Annotated in this window: 17 protein-coding genes and 1 riboswitch; of the genes, 15 read left to right on the top strand and 2 right to left on the bottom strand. The window is 58.8% G+C overall.

The genetic code is table 11. The features are described 5' to 3' along the window. Window positions 1-35 precede the first annotated feature (35 nt). The 5 genes from OF385_RS10545 to OF385_RS10525 all read left to right on the top strand — a co-directional run bounded on the left by OF385_RS10545 (window position 36) and on the right by OF385_RS10525 (window position 4,162). Entirely contained in the window at window positions 36-719 is a 684-nt protein-coding gene (locus OF385_RS10545; RefSeq protein ID WP_264275343.1) for a VOC family protein, read from the top strand. A gap of 99 nt (window positions 720-818) precedes the next feature. Next, a complete protein-coding gene (locus tag OF385_RS10540; RefSeq protein ID WP_264275342.1) occupies window positions 819-1,649 on the top strand; it encodes an alpha/beta fold hydrolase in 831 nt (276 codons plus the stop codon). 92 nt (window positions 1,650-1,741) lie between these two features. Then, window positions 1,742-2,203: a GNAT family N-acetyltransferase gene (locus OF385_RS10535; protein ID WP_264275341.1), complete on the top strand. Its 462-nt coding sequence runs from the start codon at window positions 1,742-1,744 to the stop codon at window positions 2,201-2,203. Window positions 2,204-2,207: 4 nt separating this feature from the next. Beyond that, window positions 2,208-2,639, top strand: a complete 432-nt coding sequence (locus OF385_RS10530; protein ID WP_264275340.1) for an OsmC family protein — start codon at window positions 2,208-2,210, stop codon at window positions 2,637-2,639. A gap of 293 nt (window positions 2,640-2,932) precedes the next feature. Beyond that, complete coding sequence (locus tag OF385_RS10525) at window positions 2,933-4,162, top strand: mechanosensitive ion channel (RefSeq protein WP_264275339.1); 1,230 nt, start codon at window positions 2,933-2,935, stop codon at window positions 4,160-4,162. Between the two features lie 88 nt (window positions 4,163-4,250). Here the strand turns inward: OF385_RS10525 and OF385_RS10520 are convergent, their stop codons facing one another. Further along, complete coding sequence (locus OF385_RS10520) at window positions 4,251-5,192, bottom strand: GNAT family N-acetyltransferase (RefSeq protein ID WP_264275338.1); 942 nt, start codon at window positions 5,190-5,192, stop codon at window positions 4,251-4,253. Between the two features lie 101 nt (window positions 5,193-5,293). Then, window positions 5,294-5,398, top strand: a riboswitch (TPP riboswitch). Between OF385_RS10520 and thiO the strand changes: the two genes are divergently transcribed. The 7 genes from thiO (at window position 5,396) to OF385_RS10485 (ending at window position 11,790) form a co-directional block, all read left to right on the top strand. Continuing rightward, window positions 5,396-6,520, top strand: coding sequence for a glycine oxidase ThiO (gene thiO, locus OF385_RS10515; protein ID WP_264275337.1), 1,125 nt, complete (start codon window positions 5,396-5,398; stop codon window positions 6,518-6,520). (Overlaps the previous riboswitch by 3 nt.) Next, the gene (gene thiS / locus OF385_RS10510) at window positions 6,517-6,762 is read left to right on the top strand and encodes a sulfur carrier protein ThiS (RefSeq protein ID WP_264275336.1); all 246 of its coding nucleotides are present in this window, start codon (window positions 6,517-6,519) and stop codon (window positions 6,760-6,762) included. The genes thiO and thiS overlap by 4 nt, the downstream gene beginning before the upstream one ends. 2 nt (window positions 6,763-6,764) lie before the next feature. Continuing rightward, window positions 6,765-7,583, top strand: coding sequence for a thiazole synthase (locus OF385_RS10505; protein ID WP_264275335.1), 819 nt, complete (start codon window positions 6,765-6,767; stop codon window positions 7,581-7,583). Next, window positions 7,583-8,728 (top strand): ThiF family adenylyltransferase, encoded by a 1,146-nt coding sequence (locus tag OF385_RS10500; protein WP_264275334.1) that lies wholly within the window; start codon window positions 7,583-7,585, stop codon window positions 8,726-8,728. Before OF385_RS10505 ends, OF385_RS10500 begins: the two co-directional genes overlap by 1 nt. Window positions 8,729-8,775: 47 nt before the next feature. Beyond that, on the top strand, window positions 8,776-9,318 hold the full coding sequence (locus OF385_RS10495; protein WP_264275333.1) for a GNAT family N-acetyltransferase: 543 nt from the start codon (window positions 8,776-8,778) through the stop codon (window positions 9,316-9,318). Between the two features lie 146 nt (window positions 9,319-9,464). Beyond that, on the top strand, window positions 9,465-11,372 hold the full coding sequence (typA, locus tag OF385_RS10490; protein WP_264275332.1) for a translational GTPase TypA: 1,908 nt from the start codon (window positions 9,465-9,467) through the stop codon (window positions 11,370-11,372). Further along, window positions 11,353-11,790, top strand: a complete 438-nt coding sequence (locus tag OF385_RS10485; RefSeq protein ID WP_264275331.1) for a hypothetical protein — start codon at window positions 11,353-11,355, stop codon at window positions 11,788-11,790. Before typA ends, OF385_RS10485 begins: the two co-directional genes overlap by 20 nt. A gap of 51 nt (window positions 11,791-11,841) precedes the next feature. Here the strand turns inward: OF385_RS10485 and OF385_RS10480 are convergent, their stop codons facing one another. Continuing rightward, window positions 11,842-12,372, bottom strand: a complete 531-nt coding sequence (locus tag OF385_RS10480) for a helix-turn-helix domain-containing protein (protein ID WP_264275330.1) — start codon at window positions 12,370-12,372, stop codon at window positions 11,842-11,844. A 555-nt stretch (window positions 12,373-12,927) separates the two neighbouring features. Here OF385_RS10480 and fdxA point away from each other — a divergent pair. From fdxA to OF385_RS10465, 3 genes are all read left to right on the top strand, one after another. Continuing rightward, window positions 12,928-13,251 (top strand): ferredoxin, encoded by a 324-nt coding sequence (fdxA, locus tag OF385_RS10475; RefSeq protein ID WP_060703425.1) that lies wholly within the window; start codon window positions 12,928-12,930, stop codon window positions 13,249-13,251. Window positions 13,252-13,262: 11 nt separating this feature from the next. Next, window positions 13,263-14,378, top strand: coding sequence for a succinyldiaminopimelate transaminase (dapC, locus tag OF385_RS10470; protein ID WP_264275329.1), 1,116 nt, complete (start codon window positions 13,263-13,265; stop codon window positions 14,376-14,378). A gap of 98 nt (window positions 14,379-14,476) precedes the next feature. Continuing rightward, the gene (locus OF385_RS10465; RefSeq protein ID WP_022873974.1) at window positions 14,477-15,757 is read left to right on the top strand and encodes a citrate synthase; all 1,281 of its coding nucleotides are present in this window, start codon (window positions 14,477-14,479) and stop codon (window positions 15,755-15,757) included. Window positions 15,758-15,853 lie beyond the last annotated feature (96 nt).

Genomic DNA, 15,853 nt, shown 5'->3' with positions numbered 1-15,853 from the left:
GCTCGCCGAGAGCGGCAAATCCAAGTCGAGGATAGATGTACTGGGAAAATCTGGTTTTTGATGCTGTTTCCCCGCGCCAGCAGGGAAGGCACTGGGAAGAGCTGTTGGGGAGCGAGACCCGGACGGATAACGAGGGCGGGTTTGAAACCAGGATTGCGCTTCCCGAAGGACAATATCTGGATATTTGTTTCCCGACGGTCACTGATCCACAGCCCGAGTCGCAACGGGTCTTTCCGGTGCTGGCATCAACAGCGGACGGTGAAAAAACCACCGTTGATTACCAGAGTGCGACCCGCGGCGAATACGCGGAAGCGACAGGTCGAACCTATTTTGTTCTCGGCCAGCCATCCGAATCATCTCGCCCACTAGAATTGATAGCGGTGGAAATGCTGAGCGCTGATCCGGAACGAGATGCCATATTTTGGGCGAAGCTCACCGGATATCAAGCTGCCGAGCAGTCTTCGACAGTGCTCAGGCATCCGGCCGGTCTCGGACCAATGATTGTGCTGGTTCCAGAGAAGCAGCCGAAAACGTCCGCTAAATCTTCCGTCCATCTCGATCTGCGGCTGGAAGCGGGAGACGACGCAGAACAGATTCTGGCCATGGTGCTCGACACTGGGGCAACCAAGCTGCAGCATGCATGGGGCGAGGTTCCCTGGCAAGTATTCTTGGATCCATCCGGCAACGAATTCTGCATACTGCCGGCCCCAAGGCACTGATCGCGCACGGGCTAAAGCGGGCGCGGTGGATTCCGGAAGCCGCGGACCATGAAAACCGCAGGGCTCCGCCGGCGCCGATGAGGAAATGAGCTCAGCACAATGCATAAACTCCAGGGCAGTGGCTTGCCACTATTCATGGTCCACGGCAACGGGGTAGACCATCAAATCCTGTTGCCGTTGGACGAAGTGCTCGCCGAGTTGGGGATGTTCGAACGACATTATCTGGATTTGCCCGGCTTTGGGCAGCGTGAATCGCTGTCCAACGCAGGCGGATTGCCGGAGCTTGCTGACTGGTTGGAAAAAGAAATCCGCGCTGTGGTCGGCGATGGGCCTTTCGCGCTGCTTGGAAATTCCATGGGCGGGTTGTTGTGCCAGGAAATGGCCGACAGATTTAGCGGCTCTGTGCAGGGACTGTTCCTCATCGCTCCGGCAGTGTACGCGGACAGCAAGCAGCGCACGCTTCCTGATTCTGCGGTGGCCGTAGTGGATCAGCAGTTGCTGGAGTCGCTCAAGGAGAGGGACAAGCAGCTGTTCACCGACGTCGCAGCTATGCAAACGCGTCCAGCCTGGGAACGATTCTCCACGTGGGTACTACCAGGTCTCGAGGCGGCCAATTTGCGGGCGATGGCCAAGCTTTCCAAACGCTATTTTCTCCGGCCTCTGCCGCTTCATCGCGAAAGCCGGCTAACTATTCCGGTATCCATCGTGTGCGGCCGGCATGACCACGTCACCGGTTTTGAAGACCCTCGTCTTTTGGCCAAGCGCTACGCTGATCTTCACATAATCATTATTGAGCAGGCAGGGCACAACGTGCATATTGAGCAACCTGAAGCAGTCGAGCAGGAATTGCGGGCATGGTCAGCAAAAGTTCGACGCTCCGTATCGCCAACTGGCAACTTCCCTCCGGACAATCACCACTCGATGGGCTGATCAATTCCCGAAACAGTTGTTGAGTAAAACCTGCCGTAGGACTAGATTTCATTCAAGCACCAGGGCCGGTTGTTCGAAAGCAGGAAAATCGCATGGATGACCAAATCTTACTTCGTGAATGGACGAGTATCGATGAGGTTCCAGACCTATTAGATGTCTGGAAAAGTTCGGTGGAACGCCGTCTGGACTTCTTGTCGGCTGCTGATCTGGACGCCGTGGCGTCGGCTTTGGAAGCGGTATATTCGCAATCACTGCTAGTCCGTATCGCCCAGCAAGGCGAGAAGATCCTCGGCTTTGCCGCCTGGAATGAATCTGGGATTGAGATCCTTTGGGTACGCCATGAGGAGCGGCACCATGGGGTGGGGCGGCTCCTGCTCAACTACATCACCGAGCGTTGTCCCGCGGTGGTTGTGCATCTGGATTCGCGCCGCACACAAGCCATCGAATTCTTCCAATCCTGTGGATTCCAGCAAATGCCATCCCATCCGCTAGGGAATTCACTCCGGGTCGTACTGAGCTATGACTATTCATCGGTGAATAACGTGGCACGATAGTTTCATGAGTGAAAACAGCCGAGAAATCCGCGAAGTTAGTGTTCAGCGCACAGAATCACGAAAGTACACTGCTACCAGCCTTGAGAGCGGCGCAAGTATCGTATTCGGTCAGGGCGAGGGCCTGCTGACCCCGGTGGAGCTGTTGCTGGCCGCTATTGCCGGTTGCTCGTCCATTGACGTGGATGTCGCAACGACTCGTCGCAGTGAACCCGAGAAATTTGATGTACTCGCCAGCGGCTACAAGCTATCCGAAGATGGCGCCAGTCGCATGGAGGACATTCATCTGGGTTTCGATTTGAAGTTCCCGGATACCGACGAAGGCCGCAAAGCGGCCAGCATGGTCGAACGCATCGTGAAGTTGTCGCATGACAAATATTGCACCGTTTCACGCACGGTTGAGCTAGGCGCAAAAGTTGTCAGCGAAGTAGTTGGATAAATCATGAAGTCTCTGCTGCTCGGCGTTGGAGCTAGCGTCGATAGGCGGAAACCACAAGTCACTCCAAGGAAATTCACGGGATTGACGGCTGGCAAACTTTCAAATTTTTCGTGATCCAGCAGTGATCTAGATGGCTTTCTGCGTTTTCCGTTGAATCTCGTGGCTATGGTTTCGGTTTGAGTAGTTGAAGCTGTGAAAGTTCCATGAAACCAGCTGGGAATTCAACTCTTTGCCCTAGTCAGTGCCTGTCCTTCATCGTAGGGTCGAGTTGTCCCTACGTTGAAGGAGCAGACATGCAATCTGAGAACGTTTTAGGCAACATCGACTGGGCGTCAATGCTACAAAGGGTGGGCATTGCGCTAATCATTCTCATCGTTACGTGGCTCGTGGCGCGAATTGTCCGCTGGGCAGCAGCCAAGCTCGTATCCAGGGTGAAATTCCTGCAGAAGCAAGGAAATGACGGAGCTCAAATAGGCCAGTCCTTAGGCAAGGTCGCTGGACTGATTGTTTGGCTCTTTGGTCTCGTCGCAATCCTTCAGGTCTTTGCGCTTTCTGAAGTTCTTACGCCGGTCCAGGGCCTGCTTGGCGGAGTCATGGCGTTCATTCCGAACCTCATCGGCGCCGGCTTTATCTTCTTTATCGGCTACGTTATCGCCAACATTGTTCGGCAGCTGCTGACTACGGGTCTGGGAACGGTCGACTTCAGCGGCATCGTCCGCAAGCTGACCCCAGGCAGCGAGCCAGTGGATGAGATTAAGTCTCGCGAAACCCAAGCGAAGATCGTGGACATCATCGCGAACATCGTCTTCGCCCTGATCCTGCTGGTCGTCGCAATCTCTGCACTGCAGGTCCTGGGCATCGCCGCGATTTCGCAGCCTGCCGAGCAAATGCTGCAGCTGATCTTTACTGCGATCCCACAGGTCATCATGGCCCTGGTCCTGCTGGCGGTAGGTTTCCTGATCGCAAAGTTTGTCGGCCAGCTGTTGGAGTCCACCTTGCAGGGTGTTGGCACTGACCGCGTAGTTGCTGGCTGGGGCGTTGTCCCAGAAGGCAAGAGTGCATCGGGCATCATCGCCGGCATCGTGAAGATTGCAATCGTACTGTTCTTCGGTGTGATGGCTGCCCAGATGCTGAACTTCCCGGCAATCACCAACATCCTGAACGAGATTCTGGAACTGGGCGGCAAGATCCTCTTCGGTGCAGCAATAATTGCCGCCGGCTTCGTCGTGGCGAACGTCATCGGCAAGTTCATGGGTGACACTACAGCGTCGAAGATCATCCGCTACACCGCCATTGCACTGTTCGTGGCAATGGGCCTGAAGTACATGGGAATCGCTGACTCGATCATCAACATGGCCTTCGGCGCAATCGTCATCGGTGCAGCTCTTGCAGCCGCTCTCGCCTTCGGCCTTGGTGGTCGCGAAGCAGCGGCCCGTACCCTCGACAAGATCGATACCGACAAGCTGAGCTCCGACGGTCCGGATTCGGCACCGCCAGCACCGCCAACGTCACCAGGCATCTAACCATCCCGAACAGAACCTAAAAGGGACACAAAGACAGTCGCGGAATCCACCACGGATTCCGCGACTATTTTGCGTTCTGGATAAAGCATCACGCGAGCTGTAATGGCAAAGGCTGCACGTTGGAGGACGGATCTGTTTTCAGTCGGGCATAGGTATAAACGTCGATGCGTTCACCGTCGACAAGGAACTTGCCGCGCTCTATTCCCTCGGGCAGGAAACCGTTGCTCTCCGCCACATGCCGGGACCCGGGATTATTGGCCCGCAGGCCCAATTCCAGCCGGAATAGGCCCAGCTCGTCAAAAAGGTGATCAACCAAGGCCGCAACGGCCCTGGTCGCCAGTGACCGGCCGCGATATTCGTGATGCATCCAGTACCAGATCCATGCGTTGGCATTCGAGCGATCCACGGTACCGCATACCAGGCCCACTAATCGATCGTTGATCGTGATGGCCAGCGGGCATTGAACCTGGTCATTGCCCAGCAGGAAGTCTACGTAAGCCCGTGCTTTCGCAGGAGTATCAACGTCGCCCTGCCGCGCCATATCCGGGTGCGAGGTGAACGCCTCATGCACCGCGGCGGCGTCGGTGAACTTCAGCTTCCTGAGCACGCATACGTCGTCGCGGTCAGCCGACGGCGCAATCTCTGAACGTGCGTCAGTAGCTACCGGTTGGGCCATGAGGGTGCCTTGATGGAAGAGCATCTGCCATCGGCCTGCATCCCGAATCCATATGGAACTGCGCAATGCGGGGCGAGTCCCATCAGTGGCCCAGCGCAATTGGACCAGATCCTCTGCCAGGCGGACTGCCGACGGATCAACGACATGCAGTGCAGGAGCATCCGTATCTTCAACCGTGAGCAGGTTGATGGCTTCAGACCGGTCGAAGATTCGTCCGCTCGCGCCGATTTCGTAGAATTGCTCATGCAGGATGCCTTCCAGCCACGCTCCATCGTGGCGAAGCGAAGGGTCGAGCAGTTGCCGCTCCAGATCAACGACATCGCGGAACAGCGGGGAATCCGCCGATAAATTCATGGGATAGTCCTGTTTCTCCATGTCAGTTAGTACATCACAAAAGATGACGTCACTAAGTCAAGAACAGTTCGCTTTTAGGAGCTGCATCATGCTTATAATCGCAATTACTCCGCGGGAGCCTGACTCGACCAGGCTGAGAGGGCACTGAGCCGACCGCTACACCTGATGCGGGTCATGCCGCCGTAGGAAGGAATCGTGCCACCGTGCATGTCAATATTGTTGGCGCCGGAATCATCGGCCTCGCCACCGCCTTCGAGCTGAGCTCGCGCGGTCACAGCATCACCATCATCGATCCTGCTCCCGGCCAGGGTGCCAGCTACGCCGCAGCCGGAATGCTGGCACCGGCAGCGGAAACAGTGTGGGGCCAAGGCCCGTTGCACCAGCTGCTGGCCGCATCGAATGCCGGATATCCTCTGTTCGTTGATCGCATCGAAGCGGCCACCGGGGCGCGCCCGGACTACCTTAAAAGTTCCACACTCGTCATAGCCGCCGAACCCGCTGACCGCGAGGCCCTCCACGAGCTCGTCGAGTTGCAGTCATCGCTGGGACTTAGCGCCGAAAAACTCCTGCCAAGCCAGGCCAGATCCCTGGAGCCAGCCCTTGCCAGCAATATCGCCGGAGCGGTGCTGTGCGCCGAAGACCACCAGATCGATCCGCGCAGCGTGGTGCGCATCTTGCTCAAGCACTTCGGCCATCACGTGATCCGCGAACAAGCCGAAGAACTGCTCACCGACGAGTCAGGAACCAGCGCCGTGCGCACCTCGACGGGGCAGGTACTGGAAGCAGACCAAACCATCATCGCCACCGCCCTCGGAACCATCCAAGGGCTCAAAGGCCTTCCATTGCGTCCGGTATACGGCGACATCCTCAGGATCCAAGGTCCCGCGGGCTGCGCCATGCTCAACCGCATTGTGCGCGGCATTGTCCACCGGCGCAACGTCTACCTCGTCCCGCGCAAGGACGGAAGCCTGGTGCTGGGGGCCAGCGTCAGGGAAGACGGCAACCCGGAGGTCAACGTTGGCGCCATGTACACGCTCCTGGACGATGCACGCCGGCTCGTGCCGGGAATCAGCGACTGCACATTGAACGAAGTGATGGCCCGTCCAAGGCCAGCCACCGCCGATGACCGCCCGCTGATAGGGCGCCTGGACCCAGGGTTGGTGCTCTCCACCGGCTATTCGCGGCACGGCGTGCTGCTGAGCCCACTGGGTGCCGAACTGACCGCCGACCTCATCGAAAACAACACCACGCATCCCATGCTGGAAGACGTTGACCCCCAACGATTTGCAACCCATTCCTCAACTCTCGCACTGGAGCACCTCGGATGACCCCGATCAACATCACCTTCAACTCCCAGCAAGTCCGGCTCTCAGCAGGGACGAGCCTGCGTGAATTTGTCAGTTCGCAGATCGGCAAGGAACTGGACACCGAATCTCAAGCTGTTGACGGCAGCAAGCTCGGCGTGGCCGCCGCCGTCAATGGTGCGGTTGTCCCTCGCAGCAGCTGGAACAGCAAGGTGCTGGAAGACGGGCACAGCGTAGAACTCGTCACCGCAGCCCAAGGAGGCTAAAGATGGAATCGCAAGAAATCAACCGACTCGACGCGGACACCGACCCGTTCGTCGTCGCAGGGCGCACCCTGACTTCGAGACTGATCCTGGGCACCGGCGGGGCGACATCCCTGGCGACGCTGGAGAGCGCCCTGGCCGTTTCGGGCACCGAGCTGACCACCGTCGCCATTAGGCACTTTTCTGCTGCCGGGGCGGGGAACGTCTACGAGCTACTGCAACGCAATAGCGTGATCCCGCTGCCTAATACCGCCGGATGCTTCACCGCGCGGGATGCTGTATTGACCGCGCAACTGGCCCGTGAAGCCCTGGAGACCGACTGGATCAAGCTTGAAGTCATCGCCGATGAGCACACCTTGCTGCCGGATCCGCTGGAGCTGTATTCAGCCACCGAGCAATTGGTCGCCGAGGGCTTCCAGGTGTTTGCCTACACCAACGATGACCCGGCGCTAGCGCAGCGATTGCAGGATGCCGGGGTCGCTGCGATCATGCCTGCCGGATCCCGCATCGGCTCCGGGCTGGGGATCTTGAACCCGCACAATATTTCCACCATCGTTTCCCGGGCCAATGTGCCGGTGATCCTGGATGCCGGGGTGGGAACCGCCTCAGACGCCGCGCTGGCAATGGAACTAGGGTGCGACGCGGTCCTCTTGGCCAGTGCCGTCACCCGTGCCCATAACGCCCCGCTGATGGCAGCAGCCATGCGTGATGCAGTGCGCGCCGGCCGTGCCGCCCGGCTGGCTGGCAGGATCCCGCGCCGCGACACCGCGCTCGCCTCCTCGCCAACAGAAGGAATCATGCAAACCCTGGTCGGGGAATTCTGATGCCGCGCCCGCCGCTGTGCGAACCGGCGCCAAGCATCGACCCAGGCGTGCTGGCCCGCTATTCGCGGCACCTGACCCTGCCGGGGGTCGGCGAAGCAGGCCAGCGGCGCATCATCAACGCCAGGGTCCTGGTCATCGGCGCCGGGGGACTGGGCAGCCCGATCGCCAGCTACCTGGTCGCCGCGGGCGTTGGCCAGATCGGGGTCTTGGATGACGACACCGTTGAGCTCTCGAATCTGCAGCGCCAGATCATGCATCGGGAAACCGATGTCGGGTTGCCCAAGGTCGCCTCCGTGCAGCGGCTGGCCGGAGAACTCAACAGCACAGTGCGCATCCATCCGCTGAACGAACGCCTGAGCGAAGAAAACGCGATTGAACTTTTCGAGTCCTATGACTTGGTCATCGACGGTAGCGACAATTTTGCCACCCGGTACCTTGCCTCGGACGCGGCGGAAATCACCGGGACGCCATTGGTGTGGGGAACGCTCTTCCAGTTCTCGGGACAGGTATCGGTGTTCGACCCGCGAACCGGTCCGATGCTGCGCGATATTTTCCCCGATATTCCTGATGCTGATTCGGTGCCGAGCTGCGCCGAAGGCGGGGTCTTCGGAGCATTGTGCGGAGTGGTCGGTTCGGTAATGGCCACCGAAGCGCTCAAGCTCATCACCGGGATCGGGGCAACACTCAGCGGCAAGCTGTGGCTCTATGATGCCCTGAATGCGAGCGTGCGGACTTTGGGATTCACGGCGGACCCGCAACGGGAGGCGGTGAGCGAGCTGGGGGACTACCAGCCGGTTGCCTGTGCCATCGAGGACCCGGTCGCATCGCTGAGCGTGCGAGAGCTGCAGTCGTTGGAAGCCCTGCACCAATTGCTCGTCATCGATGTGCGCGAGTCCTGGGAGCGGGACATCGCGGCGATTCCGGGCAGCGTCCATGTGCCGTTGGAACAGCTGCTCGCCGGCGACTACCCGCAATTGCCTGAGAATGCCCACAGCCTGGTGACAGTCTGCAAGAGCGGTGTCCGCTCTGAAAAAGCCGCTCGGTCTTTGGCGCAGCGACAGCCAGCGCACCGCAAGATCTACAGCCTTGAGGGCGGGACGCTGCAATGGTTTGCAGAGGTTGAAGGACGGGAAATCACCTACTAGGGAGAACCGGAATTCCACCGGATCGCACTGGCTGGCATAATTGCGGCATGAGCTTCACCACCGACCTGGAATTTCGCGAACTAGCTAGTCAAGACGAGCAGCAAGCCATCGATGCTCATCATGCGATGCTGGCCGACGACTTCGAATTCTTGCCAACCTGGTCCGCAGATCAGCAGTGGGAAGAGTTCATCTACCGGATGAGCGCGGGAAGGCGCGCAGAAGGCATTCCCGATGGCTGGGTGCGCTCGGCGCTTTTTGCCGCCTTCGACGACGGAGAACTGGTAGGGCGTGTCTCCGTGCGCTACGAACTCAATGATTGGCTGCACCAATCCGGCGGGCACATCGGCTACGGGGTCGTTCCCGGGCATCGGCGCCGTGGCGTGGCCGCGGCCCTGTGCAAGTTCGGCCTGCGCGAAGTGCGAGCCGCGGGAGTGGACCAGGCATTGGTCACCTGCGACAGCACCAACGCCGGTTCCATCGCCACCATCCTCAAATGCGGCGGGGAGCTGGATCAGCAATTACCGCATCTGGATGCTCCAGACGGCACAAGGACCCTTCGATATTGGATTTCCACCCAATCCAACCTTTGATTTCCCGCGACTTTACGTGAAATTCTTGTATGTTCTGACACAGAGCACCGGAGTATTTGCAGGAACAGCGTAAACTAGTTTGTTGGGTCGACTTTGGCCCCGTCTCCTTAGACCCAAAATCCTCGAGCGGAAGTGAGCCTTCACGCATGTCAGCTAACACCATTAGTCGCGATGAACTTCGCAATGTAGCCATCGTTGCACACGTTGACCACGGCAAGACCACCTTGGTCAACGCGATGCTTCAGCAGACCGGCGCATTCGACAGCCATGGTGAAACCGAAGATCGCGTGATGGACTCCGGCGAGTTGGAACGCGAGAAGGGCATTACCATTCTCGCCAAGAACACCACCGTGTTCTACAACGGCCCAGCTGCTGACGGCAAGAACATGACCATCAACGTCATCGATACCCCGGGTCACGCTGACTTCGGTGGCGAGGTCGAGCGCGGCCTGTCCATGGTGGACGGCGTGGTTCTGCTCGTTGACGCTTCCGAAGGCCCACTGCCACAGACCCGCTTCGTGCTGCGTAAGGCACTGGGCGCCAACCTGCCAGTCATCATCGTGGTCAACAAGACCGACCGCCCTGACTCCCGCATCGATGGCGTCATCTCAGACTCCATGGACCTGCTGCTGGGCCTGGCTTCCGACTTGGCTGATGAAGCCCCGGATCTGGATCTGGACGCCATCTTGAACGTTCCTGTTGTCTTCGCCTCGGGCAAGGCCGGCTACGCTTCGATGAACCAGCCAGCCGATGGCACCCTGCCAGACAACGAAGATCTTGAGCCGCTGTTCGAGACCATCATCAAGCACGTTCCTGCACCGACCTACAACGAGGGCGAAGTTCTGCAGGCACACGTCACCAACCTTGACGCATCGCCGTTCCTTGGCCGTCTGGCTCTGCTGCGCATGATCAACGGCACCCTGCGCAAGGGCCAGCAGGTCAATTGGGCCCGCCAGGACGGCACTATGAAGCAGGTGAAGATCACCGAGCTTTTGGCTACCAGGGGCCTGCAGCGTGTTCCAGCTGAAGAAGCTGGCCCAGGCGAGATCGTTGCAGTTGCCGGTATCGAAGACATCATGATCGGTGAAACCCTCACCGACCTCGAGAACCCTAAGCCGCTGCCACTGATCACCGTCGATCCACCAGCAATTTCGATGACCATCGGTATTAACACCTCGCCACTGGCGGGCAAGGTCAAGGGCGCCAAGGTCACCGCCCGCCAGGTGAAGGATCGCCTGGACAAGGAACTGATCGGTAACGTTTCGCTGAACATCTTGCCAACCGAGCGTCCGGACGCTTGGGAAGTCCAGGGCCGTGGCGAATTGGCACTGGCTATCCTCGTTGAGCAGATGCGTCGTGAAGGCTTCGAGCTGACCGTCGGCAAGCCACAGGTTGTGACCAAGGTTGTCGATGGCAAGGTCCACGAGCCTATGGAACGCATGACCATTGACGTACCTGAAGAGTACTTGGGCGCTATCACCCAGCTGCTGGCTTCGCGCAAGGGCCGCATGACCGACATGTCGAACCACGGCACCGGCTGGGTTCGCATGGAATTCATGGTTCCGGCACGTGGCCTGATCGGCTTCCGCACCCGCTTCCTGACCGACACCCGCGGCGCCGGCATCGCTTCGTCGCTGGCTGAAGGCTATGAGCCATGGGCAGGTGCCATCGAATACCGCATCAACGGTTCCATCGTTGCCGACCGCGCTGGCGTTGTGACTCCATTCGCAATGATCAACCTTCAGGAACGCATGAACTTCTTCGTGAAGCCAACCGAAGAGGTTTACGAGGGCATGATCGTAGGCGAGAACTCCCGCGCCGACGACATGGACGTGAACATCACCAAGGAAAAGAAGCTCACCAACATGCGTGCAGCTTCCTCGGACAGCTTCGAGAACCTGACCCCACCACGCACCCTGACTCTGGAAGAGTCGCTGGAGTTCGCTCGCGAAGACGAGTGCGTTGAGGTCACCCCGGAAGCCATCCGTATCCGCAAGGTACTGCTGAACGCCAACGACCGTGCCAAGGCAACCCGTGCACGCGCTCGCTCCTAACCAGCGCGAAACCCGAGGCAGCAACCTCTCCGCGCTCTGGCGCGGAGTCGTTGTTGCCCTGGTTGCAGGACTTCTTGGCACTGCTATCCACGCGTCCATCAGCTACGTCGGCAATGACGTTCCGCTGGTGTGGGGCGTAGCGGTCGCCTGGCTGCTCCTGGGCCTTCTGGTCTACTGGGCCGCGGTATCCTCCGGAAAACTGTGGTCCGGAGCGCTGGGCTTCATTGGCTGCTATGTCTGCGTAGGATTGATCTCCTATGTGGGCAATGACCAATTGATCCTCGGCATGCAGTATTACAAGTATCTGCCCGGCCCGGCGCTAGCCTCGGCCCTGTGGATGTACGGAATGATTGTTCCTGCGATCATCGGCCTGGTGCTGGCCCTGCGAGTGATTCGCAAACAGCACCGTCAGAACTAGACGCAGAAGGTGAACTTCCCCGATCGGGAAGTTCACCTTCTGCATTTAATATCAGTTGACGCTGGGGGCGCTTGGGTCCTCGGAGCTGGAATTGCCAGTGATGTCCAAGTGGTGGGCCAGGAATAGCGATGTTGCTATGCCATCTTCCTCAGGATCGCGCATCGCATAGTCCTCGATGACTTCTCGAAGCCGGGACATCATCTCTTGCCGGGACTCGTCGCTGAGTTTCAGGCCGACACGGATGATCTGGATTTCCTGGGGATCCAGGCCTTCGATTTCCTGCAGGAAAGTATCAACCAGCATTGGAGCTGCGTCCGGGATACGTGTTCCCCAGGACTGCTTCGTGCTTCGGTAAGGAACTTCTTTCGCGCCGCGATTGCCGCGACGGGCCTCCTCTGGAGCGAGGTAGCCGTTGCTCACCAGCGTCCGCACATGGTGCAGGGAAGTGGCCGGGTTCAGATCAAGGATGTCCGCGATTTCCTTGTTCGTTCGTGACTCATGGAGGCACAAACGCAGAATACGCAGCCTCAGCGGTGAGCTGAGTGCACGTGCTCGCGATTGGACAAGTTTGTCAGAAGGCATAAAAACAGCATACGGGAAAATCGGCGAGTGATTGGCAGTATCAAATCACATGTTGCCAGTCAGCGGATTCCAGCACCGGATAGATCTTGATGAGCGCTAGTGCCTTGGCGTTCGCGGCCGGCGACGCGCCGGGGCCGGCGGAACCAATTTGGCGTGCGTGATCATTGAACGGGGGATGACCACCAGATCAGAGCGCGTCTGCACACTGATTGATTCATCGGTGACTGCCTGCAACTCGCCCAGTGCATCGCTAAAGTGCCCGCCAACGCCTGCGGCGTCCACGGACAAGCGATAACGCACAACTATGCGTTCACCGGGAGTCACATCACTAAAACTAAGCATTTTCCGCGTCATCTTTTCGTAAGAAGAATTCATCTAAACCCTCTGGAGCTGAAATGTGAATGGTCGGTTACGTCACAGCAGGCTCTCGGGCGCATTGATGTATTGATATCAGGACTAGACTGTAGTTTGAGCTGGTAGGGGATTCAAAGAGCATCCAGGAATCCGGCCGGCTCGTGTTGAAAACACCAAGTGCAAGGAAAGGTCTCGGCCCTCGTGACTTACATCATCGCTCAGCCGTGCGTCGACGTGAAAGACAAGGCTTGCGTCGAAGAGTGCCCGGTAGATTGTATTTATGAAGGCGAGCGCTCGCTGTACATTCACCCGGATGAATGCGTAGACTGCGGCGCCTGCGAACCAGTCTGCCCCGTTGAAGCCATCTACTATGAAGATGATGTGCCAGACGAGTGGGCCGACTATTACAAGGCGAACGTCGACTTTTTCGATGAACTTGGTTCCCCGGGCGGCGCCGCTAAAATTGGTAACACCGGTACTGACCACCCATTCGTCAGTGCTTTGCCACCTCAGAACCAAGGCTAGGTTTTACTTTCATGCTTGAGCTCCCCGATTACCCCTGGAACCAGCTTGCTCCATACCGCGAGCAGGCAGCAAAGCACCCAGGGGGAGTCGTGGACCTGTCGATCGGAACGCCGGTTGACGATACCCCACAGCTCATCCAGGACGCGCTGGCCGACGGCGCGAACTCGCACGGTTACCCCACCACGCATGGAACCGTTGAAGTTCGCCAGGCCATCGTGGACTGGTTCGAACGCCGCCGCCAAATCACTGGCCTGGGGATCAATGACGTGATGCCCACCGTGGGCTCCAAGGAAATGGTGGCTTGGCTGCCGCTGTTCCTGGGCATCGGCGCTGAGGACATTATCGTGCGTCCAAAAATCGCGTACCCGACCTACGACATTGGCGCGCAGCTTGTCGGAGCGACCCCGATTGCCACCGACGACCTTGATGCACTGAGCGACGAAGAGCTCTCGCGCGTCAAGCTCATCTGGGTCAACTCGCCTGGCAACCCCACCGGCAAGGTCACCAGCGCCGAGCAGCTGAAGATAATCGTCGAGCAGGCCCGGGAAATCGGCGCCGTTGTCGCATCGGATGAGTGCTACGCAGAACTTGGCTGGGATGAATACGAAGGCCAGGTGCCCAGCATCCTGGACCCGAAGGTCAACGGCGGCAACCTGGACAACCTGCTGGCGCTGTATTCGCTCTCCAAGCAGTCAAACCTCGCAGGCTACCGCGCGGCCTTTGTCGCTGGCGCGCCAAATCTCATGCCGACGCTGATCAACAGCCGCAAGCACACCGGGATGATCGTGCCTGGCCCGATCCAGCACGCCATGGTGGTGGCGCTGAACAACGACGAGCACGTAGCCACCCAACGAGAGCTCTACCGGGCCCGACGCGACGCATTGCGCCCCGCCTTGGAAAACTTCGGCCTGCGAATCGAGGATTCGGTGGCCGGCCTGTACCTATGGTGCACCCAGGACCGTCCAAGTTTTGAAACCATCGGCGCCCTCGCGCAGCTGGGAATCGTCGCTGGTCCTGGTGCCTTTTATGGAACTGCAGGAGAACGCCACGTGCGCGTGGCATTGACCGCCTCCGACGAACGGATCGCGGCCGCCGTTGAACGGCTGAATTCTTCCGCCAACCGGTGAAGATGACAGCCTGATTAGCGGGATGGGGTCAAATCGCGGTATGTTCTACGGTGACGACTGACCTTTCGGAACTACACGCTTTCCGGTTAGGAGAAGCAATGACAGATACTACATCTGCACAGCTACACTTTGGAGAATCCAATCTTGAGCTTCCGGTAATTCCGGCTGCTGAAGGCAATGACGGATTCAGCGTAGCCCCACTATTGAAGACCACTGGGAACGTGACCTACGATCCTGGCTTCATGAACACTGCGGCCACCAAATCCGCGATCACCTACATCGACGGCGATGCAGGCATCCTGCGTTACCGCGGTTACCCGATCGAGCAGCTGGCCGAGAAGTCCAGCTTCATCGAGGTCACCTACCTGCTGATCTACGGCGAACTGCCAACTGCAGACCAGCTCGCAGAATTCGACAACTCGCTGCGCCGCCACACCCTGCTGCACGAAGAGCTCAAGGGCTTCTTCGGCGGGTTCCCGCGTGACGCGCACCCAATGCCAGTGCTGTCCTCCGCAGTTTCCGCGCTGTCCACCTGGTACCAGGATTCCCTGGATCCAAAGGACGATGAGCAGGTCGAGCGTTCGACCCTGCGCTTGCTGGCCAAGCTGCCAGTGCTCGCTGCCTATGCGCACAAGAAGTCCATCGGACAGGCCCTGCTGTACCCGGATAACTCGATGAACATGGTCGAGAACTTCCTGCGCCTGTGCTTCGGCACCGCTGCCGAGCCTTACCTGCTGGATCCAGACGTGGTCAAGGCCCTTGACCTGCTGCTGATCCTGCACGCAGACCACGAGCAGAACTGCTCGACCTCCACCGTGCGCCTGGTTGGCTCTTCGGAAGCCAACATGTTCGCCTCGGTTTCCGCCGGCATCCACGCTTTGTCCGGCCCAGCCCACGGCGGCGCCAACGAAGCCGTGCTGAAGATGCTGCGCGAGATCCAGTCCTCTGGTATCTCACCGGAAGACTTCATGCAGAAGGTCAAGAACAAGGAAGACGGCGTACGCCTGATGGGCTTCGGCCACCGCGTGTACAAGAACTACGATCCACGCGCCAAGATCATCAAGAAGACCGCTCACGACCTGCTGGCCAAGCAGGGCAAGAACGAGCTGCTTGAGATCGCGATGAAGTTGGAAGAGACCGCGCTGAACGATGAGTACTTCATCTCGCGCAAGCTCTACCCGAACGTGGACTTCTACACCGGCCTGATCTACACCGCTATGGGCTTCCCTGAAAAGATGTTCACCGTGCTGTTCGCCATCGGCCGCCTGCCAGGCTGGATCGCACAGTGGCGCGAAATGATCAAGGATCCTGAACTGAAGATCGGCCGCCCACGTCAGCTGTACATGGGCGAGACCGCTCGCAACTACCCTGGCCTCTAAGCCGCAGGGCAAGTAGCGTCCACTGACAAGGAGCCTTCCACCATTCACATGGTGGAAGGCTCCTTGTCTGTATTAAGCGCGAAGACGGGAGTATCC

It is taken from the genome of Glutamicibacter sp. JL.03c, from assembly GCF_025854375.1.
Taxonomy (GTDB): Bacteria; Actinomycetota; Actinomycetes; order Actinomycetales; family Micrococcaceae; genus Glutamicibacter.
The sequence above is the reverse complement of the archived record's forward strand: the minus strand, read 5'-3'. Positions and strand labels throughout refer to the sequence as shown.